Source organism: Pseudofrankia saprophytica (assembly GCF_000235425.2).
Classification (GTDB): domain Bacteria; phylum Actinomycetota; class Actinomycetes; order Frankiales; family Frankiaceae; genus Pseudofrankia; species Pseudofrankia saprophytica.
In genome coordinates, this window is the sequence record NZ_KI912266.1 from 5,760,986 (window position 1) to 5,779,387 (window position 18,402).

The following is an 18,402-nucleotide window of genomic DNA, read 5'->3' on the forward strand; positions in this document are numbered from 1 at the left end:
AGCCACTCCTCGTGTGCAAACATAGTCCACCGGACCGGGTCGCGTCGACGGCGGCATAGTCGGTCCTCGCCGAATGACTTTGCTTGCCGGCCCGCCGCCCCCCACCCCCGCTCCACCTTCGGGTCAAGCCCGGCCGGAAGACTCAGAACGCTGCCCGGAAGCCCGGCCGATGGGCGACCCAGCGCCGATCATTGCGGTGGCACGTCGACCATCTGGACGAGCTGTGACACGCGGGCAGGCTCCAGGCTGGAGTCAATCCCGCGGCACTTATGGCTCGATCACCACTCGCAATGCTCCCGCCTTCCGGTCACCAGCCACCCGGAACGCCTCGACGGTGTCCTTGAGGGGGAACCGATGCGTGATGAGTGTCCGGGCGATGTCCGAATTCTCAGCCAGCATGGCCGCCGCGTCCTCCATATCGCGTCCGTTCTCATGACGGCAGTACCCGATCGAGGGAATGATCTTGGCCTCGCAGTGGAACACATTCATCCAGTCGAGCTCGACCTTGTTCAGGTAGACACCCACCGAGACGATCGTGCCGTGCGGGGCGACGAGCTCGGTCGCGCGGGCGAGCCCGCTCGGCGACCCGGCCGCCTCGACGACCACGTCGTACAGGCCCCGGGCCTTGAGCCGGGCGCCGAGGCGCTCACCGGCTTCGGCCTGGTGGGGATGGCGCGCCTCGACAGCGACGTCCGAGGCGCCCTGCCGGTTGGCACCACGTCTGCCGTTGGAGCACGCCGGCCACGGTGATCGATATGTCAGGTGCCAAGCCTCGTGGCCTTGCTACGACGATCGGTCGAGATGATTTGTGTGCTTCCAGGGTAGATGGGACGAGGCAGACCAAGTTCGTGCTGCGCGAGGATGTTGCGGAAGATCTCGACGGTACCGCCGTACGTGCTCGTTCCTTGGGCGAAGCGGTGGGCGAAGTCGATCGCCCCCGCGCCGGGGGCCTCTGGTGAGTCGTGCCGCAGGACGCCCAGCGGGCCGATCATGTCCAGCAGATCGGAGGCCGCGGCAATCAGCACCTCGGATCCCTTGATTCGGCCTTGTGCCCCTGGCGTGCAGATGCCGGCCTCCAGCTCGGCCGCGATCCGGCCGAGCCGAGCCAGGACCGTCGGGTCGTCGGCTGGGCGGCGACCGTCGAGTCCCGTCGTCGCGGCCCAGTCGACCGCGGCGGCGAGTGCCGGCTCGAGCGCGCGAAGGAAGTTGCGGCCCACCGAGAAGTCGTCCAAGCTTGCGCGCGCGTCCATCCCGTGCTCTTCGTCCAGCGGCCCGCGAAGTACCGTCCAGCCGTCGTTGACCCCGCCGAGGCGGTAGCGGTCCGGGACTCGAACGTCGCCAAAGTAGACGATGTTGGTCCGCTCGCCACCGAAGGTGTGGACCGCCTGGATCTCGATACCAGGCAGATCGAGCGGGACGAGGAACATCGTCAGGCCCCTGTGCTTCGGCAGGTCCGGGTCGGTGCGGGTGATCGCGAAGGTGTACTGGCAGTTCTGGGCGCCAGTCGTGAACATCTTCGAGCCGTTGAGGACCCAGTTGTCGCCGTCGCGCACCGCCCGGAGCCGGGCGGCCGCGATGTCCGAGCCGCCGTCGGGCTCGGTGTAGCCGAGGCAGAACCGCACCGCGCCAGCCGCGATCTTGGGCTTCAGCTCCGCCCTGACGTCGGGCTGGCCGAACCGCTCCACGGAGCCCCACACCATCCGGGTCGTCGACGCCGTGATGTACGGGACGCCGTGATCCCACTTCTCCAATTCGAGGATCCGGTAGCTGACCGGGTCCAGGCCCGCGCCGCCCTCGTTGACAGGCCACTCCGGCATGAGCCAGCCGCGGGAGCCGAGGGCCAGGTGGACATCGAGGTTGAAGCCGTTGCCGGTCTCGCGTTCCTCAGTGAGCGTCTCGTCGGTGACGATCTCGCTGAGGTAGTCGCATACCTCAGCGGCAAAGGCGCGTTGTTCGGCGGTGAGCTCGACGAGTCCGAAATCCATCGTGTTCTCCTTTTCGCTCAGGCGCGCGTCGCGGCGGCGACGAGGCCGGCACCGATACGCGCCAGGTCCGTGACCGGGTCGCCGGCCACGGCACTCCATCCCTTCGCCCGCAGGAAGTACAAGCCCACGTCCGCTTCGTCGGTGAAACCGAGCCCGCCCTGGACGTGGACGCTGGTCGTCGTCGCCCGGACGGCCGCCCGCCGAGCGACGTCGAAGGCCATGAGCGCCAGCTCGGGACGCCGGTCGGGCTCGTGCTGCATCATCCAGCCCGCCTTGTGCACGAGGATGCGAGCTCCAGTGATGTCGATCGCGGCGTCGACGAGCGGGTAGGCGACCCCCTGCAGCGAACCGATCGGAACGCCGAGCGTCGTACGGGACTTGGCGAACTCGATCCCAAGTGCCAGCGCCTCGTCAGCCAGGCCGACGAGCGCGGCGGCGGTCAGCAGCTTCCATTCCCGCACCGCCTGCTCGTACATCACGATCGCCTCCGGACCCGAGGCCAGGGTGATCAGCTCCTCGGCGTCGCTCGCGTCCCACCATGCGAGCGGCGTGCACCCCTGGTTCGAGACGTGCTTGTCCGGGATGGCGGTGCGTGCGGCGACAAGCTCGTCGCCGACAAGCGCGAGCACGTCGGTCGCGACGGCGGCGTCGGCGACCAGCTGAGGCACACCCTTTGTCGCCGTCATGAGCGCGACGGTGAAGACGCGCTCGCCGAGGCGGGCCGCGCCGAGCAGATCGTTGGGGGCATTGGACCGGCCCAGCAGCCGGGTGGCGGTGACATGCCCGGCGAGCGGGATCGGCGCGAGACGCCGTCCCTTCTCTTCACTGATCAGAGCCAAGTCGACCAGAGTGGCGTCGTCACCGCCCTGTGAGGCGGGCAGTCCCATTGCCGCGACACCCATGTCGAGTAGCCGCTTCCAAAGTCTGGCGTCGAATCCGATCGGCTCGGCGGCCCGCACGACCGCCGTGGTCGACTCCTTGGCGAAGAAGGCAGCGAAGGCCTCGCGGACGGACCTCTGGTTCTCGTCCAGTGCCGTTTCGCTGTGTCGAAGCTCGTACGTACCCATCGGATCGCTCCCTACATCGTCACGGCGTGCGTTCGATGAACGCGCAGTCCTCCATACCGCCGGTCGTGTTCTCGCTCGGCGTCGATTTGCAAGCAGTCAAGGCCGGCGTGCTCGGCGAGATTGACGAAGAAGGCGAGCAGTGACCGGGTTCCGTCTTCGGACTGGTCCGTCGAGCCTGGGCCTAGGACGGGCAGGGACTCGATCAGGTCGTCGATCATCGCGGTGCAGGCGGCTTCGGCCAGCTCGTGTACGTCCCGGTAGTGGTCGTAGAAGGTCGAGCGACTGACCCCGGCCCGTTCGGCGACGTCGGCGACGCTGATCTGGGACAGGTCCTGCTCCTCGACGAGTCGGATCAGCGTCTGCTGTAGGGCCGCGTGGGTGCGGCGTACGCGCCGGTCGCCCACCGAGGTGCCGTTTCTGGTCCCAGCCACGCTCTAGCGTACTATCTTAACCTGCACTTGCAGGGTAACCTGCAGATGTAGGGTAACGTTTGTGGACGCACCGTCACACCTGGCCAGCAGAAGGGAACTTGGTGTGAAAGTCACCGTGGACGAGGACAAGTGCTGCAGCGCCGGCCAGTGCGTGCTGATCGCGCCCGACGTCTTCGACCAGCGCGACGAGGACGGCGTGGTGATACTGCTCGACGACGCGCCGCCCCCGAAGCTGCACGACGCGGTCCGCGAGTCGGCCGGGGTCTGCCCGGCCGCTGCCATCCTGCTGGCCGAGTCGTGAGTCGAGCCGTGGACCGGATCGTGATCGTGGGCGCGTCGGCGGGCGGGCTGTCCTGCGCGGAGGCACTGCGCAGGAGGGGGTATGCGGGTGCACTCACGCTCGTCGGCGACGAACCACAACCTCCCTATGACCGCCCACCGACGTGATGGTCGTCAGCCGCAAGCTCGATAGCTGCAAGGTTGTGGCCGAGGAAGTGGCGCTGAAGACAGGACAGCGCACTCTGTGGATTCAGGTGAACGTCGGCGACTGGAATGACTGTGAGTGCCCGTACAGCACGGTGAGCGGAGGCTCGGCATGAATGCGGAAGATCTTGTCTTGATTAGCGTGGACGACCATCTGGTCGAGCCGCCCGACATGTTCAAGGGTCGGCTGCCCGCGAGGTTCTCCGATGTCGCGCCCAAGGTGGTTCGCCGGCCCGACGGTTCGGACGTGTGGACGTTCAACGGCACGGTCATCCCGAACGTGGGGCTGAACGCGGTGGCGGGCCGGCCGAAGGAGGAGTACGGCGTCGAGCCGACCGCCTTCGACGAGATGCGCCCTGGCTGTTACGACATCCACGAGCGGGTCAAGGACATGAGCGCGGCCGGGGTGCTGGGCTCGATGTGCTTCCCGTCGTTCCCGGGCTTCGCCGCCCGGCTGTTCGCGGCCGCGGACGACAAGGACCTGGCGCTCGCCGTCGTGCAGGCCTACAACGACTGGCACATCGACGAGTGGTGCGGTGCGTATCCGGGCCGGTTCATCCCGATGGCGCTGCCGGTGCTGTGGGACCCGGAGCTCGCCGCGGCCGAGGTCCGCCGGGTCGCGGCCAAGGGCTGCCACTCGATCACCTTCACCGAGAACCCGGCCACGTTGGGCTACCCGAGCTTCCACGACAGGCACTGGGACCCGCTGTGGAACGCGCTGGTCGACACCAACACGGTGCTCTCGATCCACCTCGGCTCGTCCGGCAAGCTCACCATGACGGCGCCGGACGCCCCGATGGACGTCCTCATCACCCTGCAGCCGATGAACATCTGCAGCGCCGCGGCTGACCTGCTCTGGTCGCGGGTGCTCAAGGACTTCCCCGACATCAAGATCGCGCTGTCCGAGGGCGGTACCGGGTGGATCCCGTACTTCCTCGAGCGCATCGACCGGACCTACGACATGCACCACCTGTGGACCGGCCAGAACTTCGGCGACAAGCTGCCGAGCGAGGTCTTCCGGGAGCACTTCCTGACCTGCTTCATCGAGGACCCGGTCGGCGTCGAGCTGCGCCACAAGATCGGCATTGACAACATCGCGTGGGAGTGCGACTACCCGCACTCCGACTCCAGCTGGCCGTGGCCAGGCGAGGAGCTGCTCAAGTCCGCGGTCGGCGTCCCGGACGACGAGATCAACAAGATGTCCTACGAGAACGCGATGCGGTGGTACTCATTCGACCCGTTCGCCCACCGGTCCAAGGAGCAGTCCACCGTCGGGGCGCTGCGCGCCGAGGTCGCCGGCCACGACGTGGAGATCCGCCCGTTCGACAAGGGCCGCTTCGAGATCAAACACGAGGGCATCTCCCTCGGCGAGATGGTGGGTAATACCACCGCCTAGCTAGCCTAGTAGGGCTTTATTGACGGGGTGCGGCTGGAAACGGAGCAAGCCACGAACGGCCGGGATGAAAACGCGCGGGAAACCGCGCGGACAAAGGTTCCGGACCATGCGCCTAAAGCGAGATGTCACCGCGCCAGTCGCTACCCTACAGATCGGCTGGAGCTAAGCGTTCAGCTTGCGGCAGCCGCTTCACCCGCACCACGCGGGAGCGTTACGTCCGGATGCCTACCACTCCGAATGTGGACGCCACGTAGTCGCCACCCTCGATCATCTACATGCGGTGACCTGACGATTTCCTATTAGACAAGCTCCCGAGATGTCGTTAGGCGCACGCTCAGTCAGCTGTGGCCATACCTGCCGCGGGCCGCCGAGCGAAACCGGGGAGGGCGGACGGAGCCGAGCAGTGACCGAGAAACTGAAGACTCGCCCGGAATCGCGGATGCTCGTTGACGGCGAGCTGGTCGACGCGTTATCGGGCAAGACGTTCGGCAACGTGAACCCGGCGACCGAGGAGGTCCTCGGCCAGGTGGCCGACGGTTCGGTCGAGGAGATGCGCCGCGCGATCTCGGCGGCCCGGCGGGCGTTCGACGAGACGGACTGGTCGACGAACAAGGAGCTGCGCAAGCGCTGTCTCGGCCAGTTGCAGGAGGCGCTGGAGTCGGAGCGGGAGGAGCTGCGCGAGGAGCTGATCCTGGAGGTCGGCTGCCCGCGGATGATTACGTCGGGCCCGCAGCTGGACCTGCCGCTGGCGGATGCGCTGCGCTATCCGACGAAGCTGATCGACGAGGTCGCCTGGGTGACCGACCTGCCCGAGCTGGTCGGCATGAGCGGGGCGCCGAACAAGCGCCAGATCCGCAAGGAGGCCGTCGGCGTCGCTGGCGCGATCGTCCCGTGGAACTTCCCGTTCGAGGTCACGCTGCACAAGCTCGGTCAGATCCTGGCGACCGGGAACACCGTGGTGCTCAAGCCCGCACCGGACACTCCGTTCAACGCCACCCGGATCGGGCGGCTGGTCGCCGAGAAGACCGACTTCCCGGCCGGCGTGGTGAACGTCGTGACGTCCTCCGACCACCTGGTGGGGGAGGAGCTCGTACTCTCGCCGGAGGTCGACCTGATCTCGTTCACCGGCTCGACGGTGGTCGGCCAGCGGATCATGGAGAAGGGTGCGGCCACCCTGAAGCGGGTGTTCCTCGAGCTCGGCGGCAAGTCGGCGGCGATCGTGCTGGAGGACGCGGACCTGCCGACGGCCACCATGATGGGGATGGCTGTCTGCTTCCACGCCGGGCAGGGCTGCGCCATCCCGACGCGGATGCTGCTGCCGCGCTCACGCTACGACGAGGGCGTGGAACTGCTGAAGAACCTTTTCGCGGGCATTCCCTACGGCGATCCGCAGCGTCCGGACGTCCTCATGGGACCGCTGATCTCCGCGAAGCAGCGGGCCCGGGTCGAGGGCTACATCGACAAGGGCGTCAAGGAAGGCGCGACGCTCGCCGTCGGCGGCGGCCGGCCGGCGCACCTGCCGAAGGGCTGGTACGTCGAGCCGACCCTGTTCACCGACGTCGACAACTCGATGACGATCGCCCAGGAGGAGATCTTCGGGCCGGTTCTGGTAGTCATCCCGTTCGACGACGAGGACGACGCGGTCCGGATCGCCAACGACAGCCGCTACGGCCTGTCCGGCAGCGTCTTCTCCGGGTCGGTGGAGCACTCGATCGCGGTGGCCAACCGCATCCGCACCGGCAGCCTGTCCATCAACGGCGGCGAGCCGTACGGCGCCGACCTGCCGTTCGGTGGCCACAAGCACAGCGGCGTGGGCCGCCAGAACGGCCTCGCCGGTTTCGACCAGTACCTGGAGACCAAGTCGCTGGCCTGGCCAGGCTGACACCCGTGCCTGTGCCGCGCCGGCGGTCGCGCGTGCAGCTGCCCGCGCGGCGCAGGCACGCCCACAACAGCTACAACGTCAGCCGAACAGCCTCAGCGATCCGCACACGCGCCGCCGGCCCGGCCAACCGAGTTACGAAGATTTTCGGTCTAGGTCAGCTGTAGGTGTGTCGGTATGGACGTGGTCGTAGGCGGTGAGGAGCGGCCAGGTCTGGGCGGCCATCTCAGCCGGTGTCTGCGGGCATCCGCGTTGGAGCCAGTCGGTGGCCACGCCGATGAGCGCGCCCGCGCTGAAGGCGGCCGGCACGCTGGGCGGGATGTCGATCGATGAGGTGGTGTGTTCCGGTGGGGCGTCGCCGGTCGCGGCCCGGTGCACCGCCAGGTGCACGGCCGCGGCGATGCGGCGACGGATGTGGTCGATCACGCGTGCGCTTCCCTGCGGTCCTAGCAAGCTGCGGTAGAGGCCGGCGTGCTCGGCGAGATTGACGAAGAAGGCGAGCAGTGACCGGGTTCCGTCTTCGGACTGGTCCGTCGAGCCTGGGCCTAGGACGGGCAGGGACTCGATCAGGTCGTCGATCATCGCGGTGCAGGCGGCTTCGGCCAGCTCGTGTACGTCCCGGTAGTGGTCGTAGAAGGTCGAGCGACTGACCCCGGCCCGTTCGGCGACGTCGGCGACGCTGATCTGGGACAGGTCCTGCTCCTCGACGAGTCGGATCAGCGTCTGCTGTAGGGCCGCGTGGGTGCGGCGTACGCGCCGGTCGCCCACCGAGGTGCTGTTTCTGGTCGCAGCCACGCTCTGCATACTATCTTAGCCTTCACTTGTCGGATAACCTGCACATGTAGGGTGGCTACGGCGTTGGACCCATCGTCACCCGGCCGGCAGAAAGGAACTTGGTGTGAAAGTCACCGTGGACGAGGACAAGTGCTGCAGCGCCGGCCAGTGCGTGCTGATCGCGCCCGATGTCTTCGACCAGCGCGACGAGGACGGCGTGGTCGTACTGCTCGACAAGGCGCCGCCTCCGCGGCTGCACGACGCCGTCCGGGAGTCGGCCCTGGCATGCCCCGCAGCCGCCATCCAGCTGGTCGAGTTGTGAGTCGAGCCCTGCGCCGGATCGTGGTCGTGGGCGCATCGGCAGGCGGGCTGGCCTGCGCGGAGGCGCTGCGCAGGCAGGGCTATGCGGGTGTACTCACGCTCGTCGGCGACGAACCACACCCTCCCTATGACCGCCCACCGCTGTCGAAGCAGATCCTGGCCGGGCAGTGGGAGCCGGACCGGCTTTCCCTGCGGCCGCCAGCGGATATCGAGGCGCTGGGGTTGGACCTGCGGCTGGGGGTGACCGCGACCGGGCTGGATGTGTCCGCGCGGGCGGTGGCGCTGACGGACGGCGCGGATCTGCCCTACGAGGGACTGGTCGTGGCGACCGGCGTACGCGCCCGCCGCCTGCCCGGTAGCGGGCGCGTGGCCGGGGTGCACACGTTGCGGACCCTAACGGACGCGCTGGCGTTGCGGGCGCGGCTGCGTTCGGGGCGACGGTTGGTGATCGTCGGCGGTGGGTTTGTGGGTGCCGAAGTGGCCGCCGTCGCGCGTGGGCTCGGGGTGGAGGTGACGGTGCTGGAAGCGGGTCCGGTCCCGCTGGCGCAGGCGGTCGGCGAGCAGGCCGGGCGGTTGCTGTCGCAGGTCCACCGTGACCACGGCGTCCACCTGCGCACCGGGGCGGTGGTGGCCGAGGTCATCAGCGTCGAGGGCAGGGTGACCGGTGTCGCGCTGGCCGACGGAAGTGTGGTCCCGGCCGATGACGTGCTGGTCGCCATCGGTTCGGTGCCCAACACCGAGTGGCTGGCTGGCAGTGGCCTGCCCGTCCACGACGGACTCGTGTGTGACGAGTACTGTGCCGCCGGGCCCGGTGTGTACGGGGTCGGAGACGTGGCGTGCTGGCACAATCCGCTGTTCGGCACCGCGATGCGCGTCGAGCACCGTACCAACGCCGCCGAGCAGGCCATGACCGTCGCCCACAACCTGCTCAACCCGGACGTCCAGCGGCCCTACGCCCCCGTGCCGTACTTCTGGTCCGACCAGTACGACATGAAGGTCCAGGCCTACGGGTACGTGCGTGGCCACGACGAGGCGCTCGTCCTGGACAGCGACCTGTCCCGTCGGCAGCTGCTGGTCGCGTACCGCCGTGGAGACCTGCTTGCCGGGGTGGTCGCTGTCGGCAAGCCGCCCAGGACCTTGCGCGCCTGGCGGGCGCTCATCGCTTCCGGTGCCACCTGGGAAGCCGCCGTCACCGACACGGCCGCCGCGTAGCCGCCCTCGTGGACCACCGCCCAGAAGGCCACCAGCTCAGCCCGCGCCGCTTCGTGCGGCGCGGTGGAGCCATCCTCTCGAGGAGTAATCCATGAGCACGACAACCAGCACCACCCACCCGACCGACAACGCCGGCCTTCCCACGTTCCCCGGCCAGCGGTCCGCGCACCGTCCCCTCGACCCGCCCGCGGAATACACCGACTGGCTTCGTAGTGAAGGTCCACGACGGGCACTGTGGCGCGATAGATCGGTGTGGATCGTGAGCCGGTACGCCGACATCCGGGCGGCCCTGAGTGACCCACGGCTCAGCGCGAACGACCGCACTCCCGGCTTCCCGGTCCCGGACTCGTCCGGCCCGGGAATGCCCCAGGCCTTCATCCGGATGGACGACCCGGAGCACGCCCGGCTGCGCCGGATGCTCACCGGGGAGTTCACCGTCAAGCGCATGCAGCAGCTGCGTCCGCGGATCCAGGAACTGGTCGACGGCTTCCTGGATCAGATGATCAGTGCGGGGCAGTCGGCGGATCTGGTGGACGCGTATGCCTTGCCGATTCCGTCCATGGTGATCTCGCTGCTGCTCGGTGTGCCCTATGCCGAGCACGAGTTCTTCCAGCAGCACAGCGCCACCATCATCACCGCGAGCGCGACGCAAGAGGAGAAGCTGACGGCCAGCGCGCAGCTCGCCGGCTACCTGTTCGAACTGGTGGCCCGCAAGGAGCAGGAGCCGGCGGACGACGTGATCAGCCGGCAGATCCAGCGGGTCGCCGTCGGCGAGATCAGCCGTGAAACAGTAGTGGTGAACGCCATCTCGCTTCTGGTCGCCGGTCACGAGACCACGGCCAACATGATCGCCCTGGGCGCGTTGGCCCTGCTGCAGAACCCCGGCCAGCTCGCCCGTGTCCGCGACACCGACGACCCGGCCGTGGTCGCGAACGCGGTCGAGGAGCTACTGCGCTACCTGACCATCCCCCAGGACGCGGTCTTCCGGGTCGCCGCCGAGGACGTCACCATCGGCGACCAGCTCATCCGCGCCGGCGAAGCCCTGATCATGAACCTGCCCGCCGGCAACCGCGACGAGACCTTCACCGCCGACCCCAACACCATCGACATCGACCGCGACACCCACGGGCACCTCGGCTTCGGCTACGGCAGCCACCAGTGCCTCGGCCAGGCGCTGGCCCGCGTGGAACTACAGATCGCGCTGCCCACGCTGCTGCGCAGGCTGCCCGGGCTGCGGTTGGCGACGCCCCTGGAAAAACTGACGTTCCGCAACGGAACGATCACCTACGGCGTCCAAGAGCTGCCAGTCACCTGGTAGCGCCACGACAGACACTCCTCACGCGCGGCCACGAAACGTCCGGGCGGCCCGCGCCAGGCTCTCCGCGTGAGCAGTCCGCCGGTGCCGCCACGGGCACGTAGAACACCTCGACACCCCAGCAATACCCACAGCGCTGTCGCACCCTTCAGGACAGGAGTCAGGTAGGCATGAGAGGGCTCAACGGAAAGCGCTTCGTCATCGCCGGCGGTGCCAGCGGGATCGGCGCCGCCACCGCCGAGCGCCTCGCCGCTGAGGGCGCCGCGGTCGTGGTCGGCGACATCAACCTCGACGGGGCGCAGGCCACCGCCAAACGCATCGCCGACGCCGGCGGAACCGCCCTCGCCGTCGAGTTCGATCTCGCTGACGAGCAGTCCGTGCGCGCACTGGTCGACACCGCGGTCGACCAGCTCGGTGGGGTCGACGGGCTCTACAACGTCGGCGCCGACGTCTCGGCGGAGGTGCTGGGGCGCGACGGGAACCTGCTGGACATGGACCCGGCTGTGTGGCGGCGCACGCTCGAGGTGAACCTGATCGGCTACGCGCTCACCGCCCGCGCCGTCCTTCCACTGCTGCTCGAACAGGGCAGCGGAGCGATCGTCAACACCTCCTCCGCCTCCGCGCATGTGGGCGACCGCAAGCGTGCGGCGTACAGCGCCAGCAAGGCCGGGATCAACGCCCTCACCCGCCACATCGCCTCCCGCTGGGGCAAGCAGGGCATCCGCTGCAACTGCGTGTCACCCGGAGTCGTGATGACCGAAGCCGCACGAAGGACGTCCCTGAACGCGAAGAACATCGCGATTGCACAGCAAGCCATGCCCAGCCCCTCGGTTCGGCAGGCCCAGCGACCTCGCCGGGGTGGTCGCGTTCCTGCTCTCCGACGACGGAGAATGGATCAACGGCCAGGTCTGGTCGATCTCCGGCGGCGCACTGCTCCGCGAATGAAGACCGAACACACCGGACGACTTCCCACACACGAAGCCGCGCGTCACGCTCGTCCACCGGTCGATTCCCTGCCCAACTGTATGAGGGGTGGATCCGCTGTCCTGGTCGCCAGCTGGGCTGTGGGTCACCGGGCCAATTTCTTCGCCCTGGCCGCCGGGTGTCGTCGGGCGAGGACCTGCCCTTCCGGCCGCCGTCAGCTGACGGCGTCACCGGGTTCGCCTGCGGCCGACGTCGCGGTACGCGGCTGCGGGCGCCGCGCCGCGATGCGGTGCGGTCTCGGGTGGGCCGCGGCGGTCCGGGTGTGCCGGCGGCGTGGGCGCGATCTGAATCCTGGTGGCTGCGGTCACCACATCTGCTGAAAGCGGGAGGATGCACATGACTGCGGTGATGCATGGTGTGCGAGTGCTTGAGGTCGCCGAACACACCTTCGTTCCCGCCGCCTCCGCGCTCCTCTCCGACTGGGGCGCCGAGGTCATCAAGATCGAGCATGTCGAACGTGGTGACGCGATGCGCGCCTTGGCCGCTACCGGTGTCGCGGTCGTGCCAACGTCAGCGAATGTCCTCCTCGAACACTCGAACCGCGGGAAACGAAGCCTGGGCCTGGATCTTGGGTCGGAGGCGGGCCGCGAGATCCTCTACCGCCTCGCCGCGAGCTGCGACGTCTTCCTCACCAACAAGCTGCCGGCGGTGCGCAGTTACGACCCCACCAGCCCCTTCATGCAGGGAACGGTCAGCACGGCCGCCGAACGCGCCGCCCCCGCCCGCTTCGAGGCTGTGGATGCCTTGCGAAGCATCGCCGACCAGGCGGGAATCACCCTCACAACGCTGGCACTCGCCTTCGTCTCCAGCCATCCTGCCATCACGTCGACGATCATCGGACCGCGCACGGCGAGGCACCTGGACGACGCACTCGACGCAGCGGACGTCGAGCTCGGCGGAGACGTCCTCGACGCCATCGACAAGATCGTTCCACCCGGCGTCGATCTCCCCGACATCGACCATTTCACTCAGTATCCGTCGCTGCTGCCCGCGGCTCGCCGCCGACCACCACACCTCCCTGCGTAAAGGAATGTCTTCCAGCCAGAGGGTTCGTCGGTGACCTGTCGTGGCCGTTGACCGGAAAGAGGTCGCATATGGACTGGAGGTCTTGGTCGCAGCCAATATCGTTCGGTATCTAGTGATGCATCGCGGACTGAGGAGGATCAGATGGGTAAGTTAGACGGCAAGGTGGCCTTCATCACCGGCGCAGGCCGTGGTCAGGGGCGTAGTCACGCCATCAGGCTGGCGAGCGAGGGTGCGGACATCATCGCGATCGACATCTGCCAGGACATTCCGACCGTCAACTATGAGATGGCGAGTGCGGAGGATCTGGCGCAGACCGTCAAGGAGGTCGAGGCGCTTGGCCGCGGCATCGTCGCGGTCAAGGCCGACGTGCGGATCAAGGAGCAGCTGAAGGCCGCGCTGGAGGCGGGCATCGTCCGTTTCGGCAGGGTCGACATCGTCTGCGCGAATGCCGGCATCCTGCCGATGAACGACCGCACCCTCATCGAGGGCTTCATCGACGGCGTGGACGTCGACTTCGTCGGCGCGCACAACACGGTCGCCGTCGTCGCCCCTCATCTGCGGGCCGGCGCCTCGATCATCATCACCGGTTCTTGCGCGGGCCTGATGAAGAACACCACCGAGGCGATGGGCAAGACCGGCGGGGTCGGGTACTCGTTCGCGAAGCGGCTGGGCTTCCAGTACGTCGAGACGCTCGCGCTGCAGCTGGCGCCGCACAACATCCGGCTGAACGCGGTGCACCCGACGAACGTCAACACCCGGCTGCTGCAGAACGACGACATCTACCGCGCGTTCCGCCCGGACCTCGTCGCCGAGGGCAAGACGCCGACCCGCGAGGATGCGGAGGCGGTCTTCCCGGGCATGCAGCCGATGCCGATCCCCTACATCGAGCCGGGCGACGTCTCCGCCCTGGTGCTGTTCCTGGCCAGCGAGGACTCCCGCTACGTCACCGGCCTCAACATCCGGCTCGACGCCGGCTCGATGCTCAAGGGCGAACGCGCGATCTAGAGGACGTCCGAGAAGGGTCAGGGTGACGCGCAGGAGAGGTGGAAAGCTCATCGACCTCGGTACAGTTCTGCGCGGCGCCAATGTTGCCATCATATCCGCGGGAAGCCCGTGACACCCGCGGCGTCCTCATTCTGGTCGCGGATGACCTCGACCGAAAACGTGTGCGTCGCGGATATCGCCTACCTGGGCGAGGCTGAGCGCCTCCGCGGTCTGCCCCGGGCAAAGCGCGGCGTTGGCGGCGATACGACGTATCGTGCTTGCGCGGACCACCACTCCCGAGCGGATAGGAGCACGATGACGGACAAGGCGCTGGTCGACGTCGAGCGGCGCGGGCGGGTGCTCGTGGTGACGATGCGGCGAGAGTCGAAGCGCAACGCGGTCGACCGAGCCATGGCCGATGCGCTGGACGCCGCGTTCAACCTGCTCGAGGACGGCGACGAGCTGTGGGCCGGGGTCCTCGCCGCCACCGGGCCCGTCTTCAGCGCCGGCAGCGATCTGCGGGCCGGCGGCGACTACGCCACCGCGCGCGGTGGCGAGTACGGCCTTGTGCGCCGGCCGCGGCGCAAGCCGCTCGTCGCGGCAGTGGACGGCCCGGCGCTCGGCGGCGGGCTGGAGCTGGTACTGGCGTGCGACCTGGTCGTCGCGTCGACGTCGGCGACGTTCGGGCTGCCCGAGGTCGCGCGTGGGCTCGTCCCCACCTGCGGGGCGCTCTTCCGCGGCCCGCGCGGCCTCCCCGCCAACCTCGCCCGCCAGCTCATCCTCACCGGCGAACCGATCACCGCCGCCCGGGCATACGAGGTCGGCTTCGTCAACGAGCTCGTCGGGCCAGGTCAGGCGGCCGAGCGTGCCGCCGCGCTGGCCGAACGGATCTGCCGCAACTCCCCGGTCGCCGTCCGCGCCTGCCTGGCCGCTGTCAACGAGCTGACCACGGACGAGGACAGGGCCGGCTGGTCCGCCACCGCCTCGGCCACCGACGCTCTCAGGACCTCCGCCGACCCCGAGGAGGGCATCCGGGCCTTCCTTGAGCGCCGCTCCCCGGTCTGGACCGGGCGCTGACCCGCGATCAGCACCTTCTCATGATCACGACGCGAACACGCGCAGGGCATCTACATACCGGGTCAGGAGCCAATGCCGTGAAGCTTAAGTCGATCTTGGATGGCTGATCTTCCGCTGTTGCTGGCCGGCGGGTTGGTACGGCGTGGCGGCGTGGCATCTGTGCTGGCGGGTGGTTTGGTCACGGTTCGTGGCTTCGATGATGTCCCCGGACCTGTGGGGTGCGGAAAGTCGGCCTAGGCCTGTGAGCTGGGACGATGCTACGGACCAGTCGCCGGCATGATGGTCAACCATGTCCGTGCGCCTGCTATACCTGATCTTCGTCAGGGTGTGTGGCTGGCTCGTTCTGCTCGGCCGATCGTCGGCATCGAAGGACATCGAGCTGCTCGTGCTGCGACACGAGGTCGCAGTGCTGCACCGCGCCCAGTCCCGGCCTCGGTGGGACTGGGCGGACCGGGCCATACTCGCCGCTCCGATCCGACGGCTACCGAAACGGCTACGGACGCACCGGCTGGTCACTCCCGGCACCGTCCTACGCTGGCACGCCGCCTGGTCACCAGGAAGTGGACCTATCCCCTGCGAACCGGACGACCGCCGATCAGCGTGGAGATCACTGCGCTGATCGAACGGCTCGCTACCGAGAACAAGACGTGGGGGTACAAGAGGATTCAGGGCGAGTTGCTCAAGCTCGGCCACCGGGTCGGCGCGTCCACGATCCGTAGGGTCCTGAAGTCCCTCGGGCTGCCTCCAGCACCGCGGCGGCAGCCCGACTCGAGCTGGCGGGAGTTCCTGCGCACCCAGGCCTCGACGATGCTGGCCGTTGACCTCTTCCACGTGGACTGCGCCGTGACGCTGCGGCGCCTGTACTGCTTGTCTGTCATGGAGGTCCGCACCCGCTACGTCCACCTCGTCGGGGTAACCGCGCACCCAGACGGGCCGTGGACCACCCAGCAGATCCGCAACCTCCTCATGGACCTTGGGGACCGGGCAGCCGAGATCCGATTCCTGGTCCGCGACCACGCCGGGCAGTTCACCGCGTCGTCCGACGCGATCCTCGCCGACGTCGGCATCACCACAGTCACGATCCCGCCTCGAGCGCCCCGGGCGAACGCCTACGCGGAACGGTCCGTCCGCACCGTCCGCGCCGAGGTCACCGACCGCATCCTGATCCTCGGCGAACGGCACCTACGAACCGTCCTGACCCAGTACGCACGCCACTACAACGGACAACGCCCCCACCGCGCCCTCGAGCTCCAACCGCCCCGACCCGACCATCCCATCGCCGACCTCACGGCGACACGGATCAGGCACCGACCTGTCCTCGGCGGACTGATCAACGAATACGAACGAGCCGCCTGAAACCCCAGGTCAACCCCGGTGGCACAGTTCCGGCACCCCACACGGCCAGCCGATGCAACAGCGCCGTCAGGAGTTGGCCGGGCGGGGCCATCCGCCGAACTGCTGAGCAGCCGCGTCGCCGAAGCCGGCTGGCTCTCCCGCCTCGGCGAACGTGCGAGCTATCTGGCGCATCTCCTCCTCCCAGCGCCACCCCTTGTGGGCTGCCGCATCGAGCGCGGCGGCGTGGCGTGTGGCGAGCTCAGGCTGAGAGCGCGCCCACTCTGCCGCGAGTGCTTCGTCCACACCGTGGCGCTTCGCGACGCGGCGGGCACTGATCAGCAGGGCCGCAGTGATCTTGGTCCACGCCGCATAGGTCATCTTCAGCGCCGACGCGGCCGTGTTGTCGCCGTTCAGCACGACAGCTTCGATGTGGGTGCCGCGAAAGATCGCGGCGACGTCCCCGGCTCGCTCCCCGGACAGGAACACGCGGGTGGTCCCGGGTTGCTCCGGTGGCGGCCCGATGATCCCGCCGTCGACATACGTGGCTCCGCGGGCCTGAACCACCGCTGCGACGCCGGAAGCGGTGCCCGGGCTGATCGCGTTGGCGTCCACGTACAACCCAGAGAAGCCAGCAACCGTCCGGGCGGTCTCCGCCGCGGCAGCGGGTGGGCAGATGGACAGGACAACGTCGCGGTCCCTCAGGTCGACCGACTCGCGCATCCCCGCGGCATCCGCGCGACGGCGCGTGCTCGCGCTTCGTCCGGCTGGCAGCCAGGTCACGTCGTGGCCGGAGCCGACCAGCGCCCAGCCCACCGCCGCGCCCATCTGCCCCGGGTGAAGAATCGCGATGCGGCTCACCAGGGCATCATCCGCAGTCCGTCACCGCCAGTGGACATCGACCATCCGGCCGCCTCGCGGCCCAGCAAGGTCGGGAGTTTCTGCTGTATGTCCGTGCTCAGATCTCGACGAGGTAGCTCGTGAAGCCGCCGTCGCCGCTCGAGCTGGCGCGAGACCTCGGCCGTCAGCAGACTGATCTGCCCGGTCACCGCGGCGACCGCCGCGCGTACCGCGGCCTGACCACGCTCGACTACCGGCCGGCGACGATGCGCCCCCGACGCGCCCTCCATCCGCGACCCACCCGACGGCAGCTTCGCGGAGGTTGCGGGCACCAGCGCCACACCCACCTCGGACGTCCAGCCCCCAGGTTTCCCGTCGCCAGTCATCACGGCCCCCGACCACCACCCGCGACGTCACCCGCCGCACCCGGACAAACGCGGCCAGCATCTCACAGACACCAACCGCCACCACACCTACACCGGCAAGCCGCCGAAAGCCACAAGGATGGGAAGTCCACCGTCGAGGCCCCTGGCCGACCCACTCGTCCGGCAAATGCCTCGGCGTCCGTGGCATACACGCGGTACTTGGGCCAGCGCGGCTCAGGCTGCGTCCCCGAGCAGTGCTTCTCCGCAAGCCACTCCACGCCCTCGCCGTGCGAAGCCAGATGTCACTCACAGCAGCCACGCGAGGGCCGTCGAGCGAGGACCTCTTTCCGTACGAACCAAGAGCCAGGCCTGTCTACCTGCTCGTTTAGACGACCTCCAAGTAGTCCGACTAATAGGTCAAACCTATTGACCCAGGTCGGATGCCAACTACGGAGCGTGGTGGGCCGTGTGTGCCAGCATCCGAACCGTTTGATCTTGGTTGCTGGCCCCGAAATCGCCGTCCGGCCGGTCGCCACCCGGGCTCTGGCCAGGGACGATGCCCAGTGACCGCGCCGACCTCTACATCATCTACCGAATCGAACAAACGTTCCGTAGACCTGGTAGGTCCGGCTGCACGTCGGCGCCGACACCGCCCGCGGCCTGGTCGCGCAGATCCGTAGCGACACGCATCTAACACTCGACAACCAGCCGCCAGAGGCGGCCTCAACCTAGCCCGCGCCGGTCGGCGTGCATAGGACCGTGTCGGCGTGCGCCGGCACGGTCCTATGGGCTCTGGTGCCGGCCCCGGCCTGCCGCGGCCGAGAGTCGATCCCGGGCGCCGGCGGTACAGGCCACCCACGTGCTGAAGCATCACCCCAGCGGCAAGATCGCCATCACCGCATAGCGAGCGACACCGCGCGCCATCGAACAG

At 68.4% G+C, this 18,402-nt stretch carries 16 protein-coding genes and 2 pseudogenes; 11 read left to right on the plus strand and 7 right to left on the minus strand.

Annotated elements, in window-relative coordinates:
• Nucleotides 1-267: 267 nt before the first annotated feature.
• The 4 genes and pseudogenes from FRCN3DRAFT_RS46000 to FRCN3DRAFT_RS46010 all read right to left on the minus strand — a co-directional run.
• Nucleotides 268-717, minus strand: a pseudogene (locus FRCN3DRAFT_RS46000) (zinc-binding dehydrogenase); the annotation flags it as partial.
• 41 nt (nt 718-758) lie between these two features.
• Nucleotides 759-1,985 (minus strand): acyl-CoA dehydrogenase family protein, encoded by a 1,227-nt coding sequence (locus FRCN3DRAFT_RS46005; protein ID WP_007510869.1) that lies wholly within the window; start codon nt 1,983-1,985, stop codon nt 759-761.
• Nucleotides 1,986-2,002: 17 nt separating this feature from the next.
• Entirely contained in the window at nt 2,003-3,052 is a 1,050-nt protein-coding gene (locus FRCN3DRAFT_RS0224315; protein WP_007510867.1) for an acyl-CoA dehydrogenase family protein, read from the minus strand.
• A gap of 11 nt (nt 3,053-3,063) precedes the next feature.
• A complete protein-coding gene (locus FRCN3DRAFT_RS46010) occupies nt 3,064-3,483 on the minus strand; it encodes a TetR/AcrR family transcriptional regulator (RefSeq protein WP_232794128.1) in 420 nt (139 codons plus the stop codon).
• A gap of 103 nt (nt 3,484-3,586) precedes the next feature.
• On the opposite strand from FRCN3DRAFT_RS46010, the gene FRCN3DRAFT_RS0224325 reads away from it, so the two are divergent.
• The 3 genes from FRCN3DRAFT_RS0224325 (at nt 3,587) to FRCN3DRAFT_RS0224335 (ending at nt 7,244) form a co-directional block, all read left to right on the plus strand.
• Nucleotides 3,587-3,784 carry a ferredoxin gene (locus FRCN3DRAFT_RS0224325; RefSeq protein ID WP_007510864.1) on the plus strand — a complete coding sequence of 66 codons (198 nt, stop codon included), beginning with the start codon at nt 3,587-3,589 and terminating at the stop codon, nt 3,782-3,784.
• Nucleotides 3,785-4,078: 294 nt separating this feature from the next.
• Nucleotides 4,079-5,362 (plus strand): amidohydrolase family protein, encoded by a 1,284-nt coding sequence (locus tag FRCN3DRAFT_RS0224330; RefSeq protein ID WP_007510861.1) that lies wholly within the window; start codon nt 4,079-4,081, stop codon nt 5,360-5,362.
• A 439-nt stretch (nt 5,363-5,801) separates the two neighbouring features.
• A complete protein-coding gene (locus tag FRCN3DRAFT_RS0224335; RefSeq protein ID WP_051467120.1) occupies nt 5,802-7,244 on the plus strand; it encodes an aldehyde dehydrogenase family protein in 1,443 nt (480 codons plus the stop codon).
• 132 nt (nt 7,245-7,376) lie between these two features.
• On the opposite strand, the gene FRCN3DRAFT_RS0224340 is transcribed toward FRCN3DRAFT_RS0224335, so the two are convergent.
• On the minus strand, nt 7,377-8,045 hold the full coding sequence (locus FRCN3DRAFT_RS0224340) for a TetR/AcrR family transcriptional regulator (protein ID WP_007510857.1): 669 nt from the start codon (nt 8,043-8,045) through the stop codon (nt 7,377-7,379).
• Between the two features lie 94 nt (nt 8,046-8,139).
• On the opposite strand from FRCN3DRAFT_RS0224340, the gene FRCN3DRAFT_RS0224345 reads away from it, so the two are divergent.
• From FRCN3DRAFT_RS0224345 to FRCN3DRAFT_RS46025, 8 genes and pseudogenes are all read left to right on the plus strand, one after another.
• Nucleotides 8,140-8,337, plus strand: coding sequence for a ferredoxin (locus FRCN3DRAFT_RS0224345; RefSeq protein ID WP_007510855.1), 198 nt, complete (start codon nt 8,140-8,142; stop codon nt 8,335-8,337).
• A 26-nt stretch (nt 8,338-8,363) separates the two neighbouring features.
• On the plus strand, nt 8,364-9,548 hold the full coding sequence (locus FRCN3DRAFT_RS0224350; RefSeq protein WP_198536033.1) for an NAD(P)/FAD-dependent oxidoreductase: 1,185 nt from the start codon (nt 8,364-8,366) through the stop codon (nt 9,546-9,548).
• A gap of 91 nt (nt 9,549-9,639) precedes the next feature.
• Complete coding sequence (locus FRCN3DRAFT_RS0224355) at nt 9,640-10,866, plus strand: cytochrome P450 (RefSeq protein WP_007510851.1); 1,227 nt, start codon at nt 9,640-9,642, stop codon at nt 10,864-10,866.
• Nucleotides 10,867-11,033: 167 nt separating this feature from the next.
• Nucleotides 11,034-12,167 (plus strand): SDR family NAD(P)-dependent oxidoreductase, encoded by a 1,134-nt coding sequence (locus tag FRCN3DRAFT_RS46015; RefSeq protein WP_007510849.1) that lies wholly within the window; start codon nt 11,034-11,036, stop codon nt 12,165-12,167.
• A 16-nt stretch (nt 12,168-12,183) separates the two neighbouring features.
• The gene (locus FRCN3DRAFT_RS57890; RefSeq protein ID WP_007510847.1) at nt 12,184-12,873 is read left to right on the plus strand and encodes an aldo/keto reductase; all 690 of its coding nucleotides are present in this window, start codon (nt 12,184-12,186) and stop codon (nt 12,871-12,873) included.
• A gap of 141 nt (nt 12,874-13,014) precedes the next feature.
• Entirely contained in the window at nt 13,015-13,878 is an 864-nt protein-coding gene (locus FRCN3DRAFT_RS0224370) for a mycofactocin-coupled SDR family oxidoreductase (protein ID WP_007510845.1), read from the plus strand.
• Between the two features lie 294 nt (nt 13,879-14,172).
• Nucleotides 14,173-14,934, plus strand: a complete 762-nt coding sequence (locus tag FRCN3DRAFT_RS0224375) for an enoyl-CoA hydratase-related protein (protein ID WP_007510843.1) — start codon at nt 14,173-14,175, stop codon at nt 14,932-14,934.
• A gap of 289 nt (nt 14,935-15,223) precedes the next feature.
• Nucleotides 15,224-16,290, plus strand: a pseudogene (locus FRCN3DRAFT_RS46025) (integrase core domain-containing protein).
• Between the two features lie 66 nt (nt 16,291-16,356).
• Here the strand turns inward: FRCN3DRAFT_RS46025 and FRCN3DRAFT_RS0224385 are convergent.
• A complete protein-coding gene (locus tag FRCN3DRAFT_RS0224385; protein WP_007510839.1) occupies nt 16,357-17,127 on the minus strand; it encodes an NAD(P)-dependent oxidoreductase in 771 nt (256 codons plus the stop codon).
• Entirely contained in the window at nt 17,124-17,438 is a 315-nt protein-coding gene (locus FRCN3DRAFT_RS0224390; RefSeq protein WP_157845254.1) for a hypothetical protein, read from the minus strand. The genes FRCN3DRAFT_RS0224385 and FRCN3DRAFT_RS0224390 overlap by 4 nt, the downstream gene beginning before the upstream one ends.
• Between the last annotated feature and the right edge of the window lie 964 nt (nt 17,439-18,402).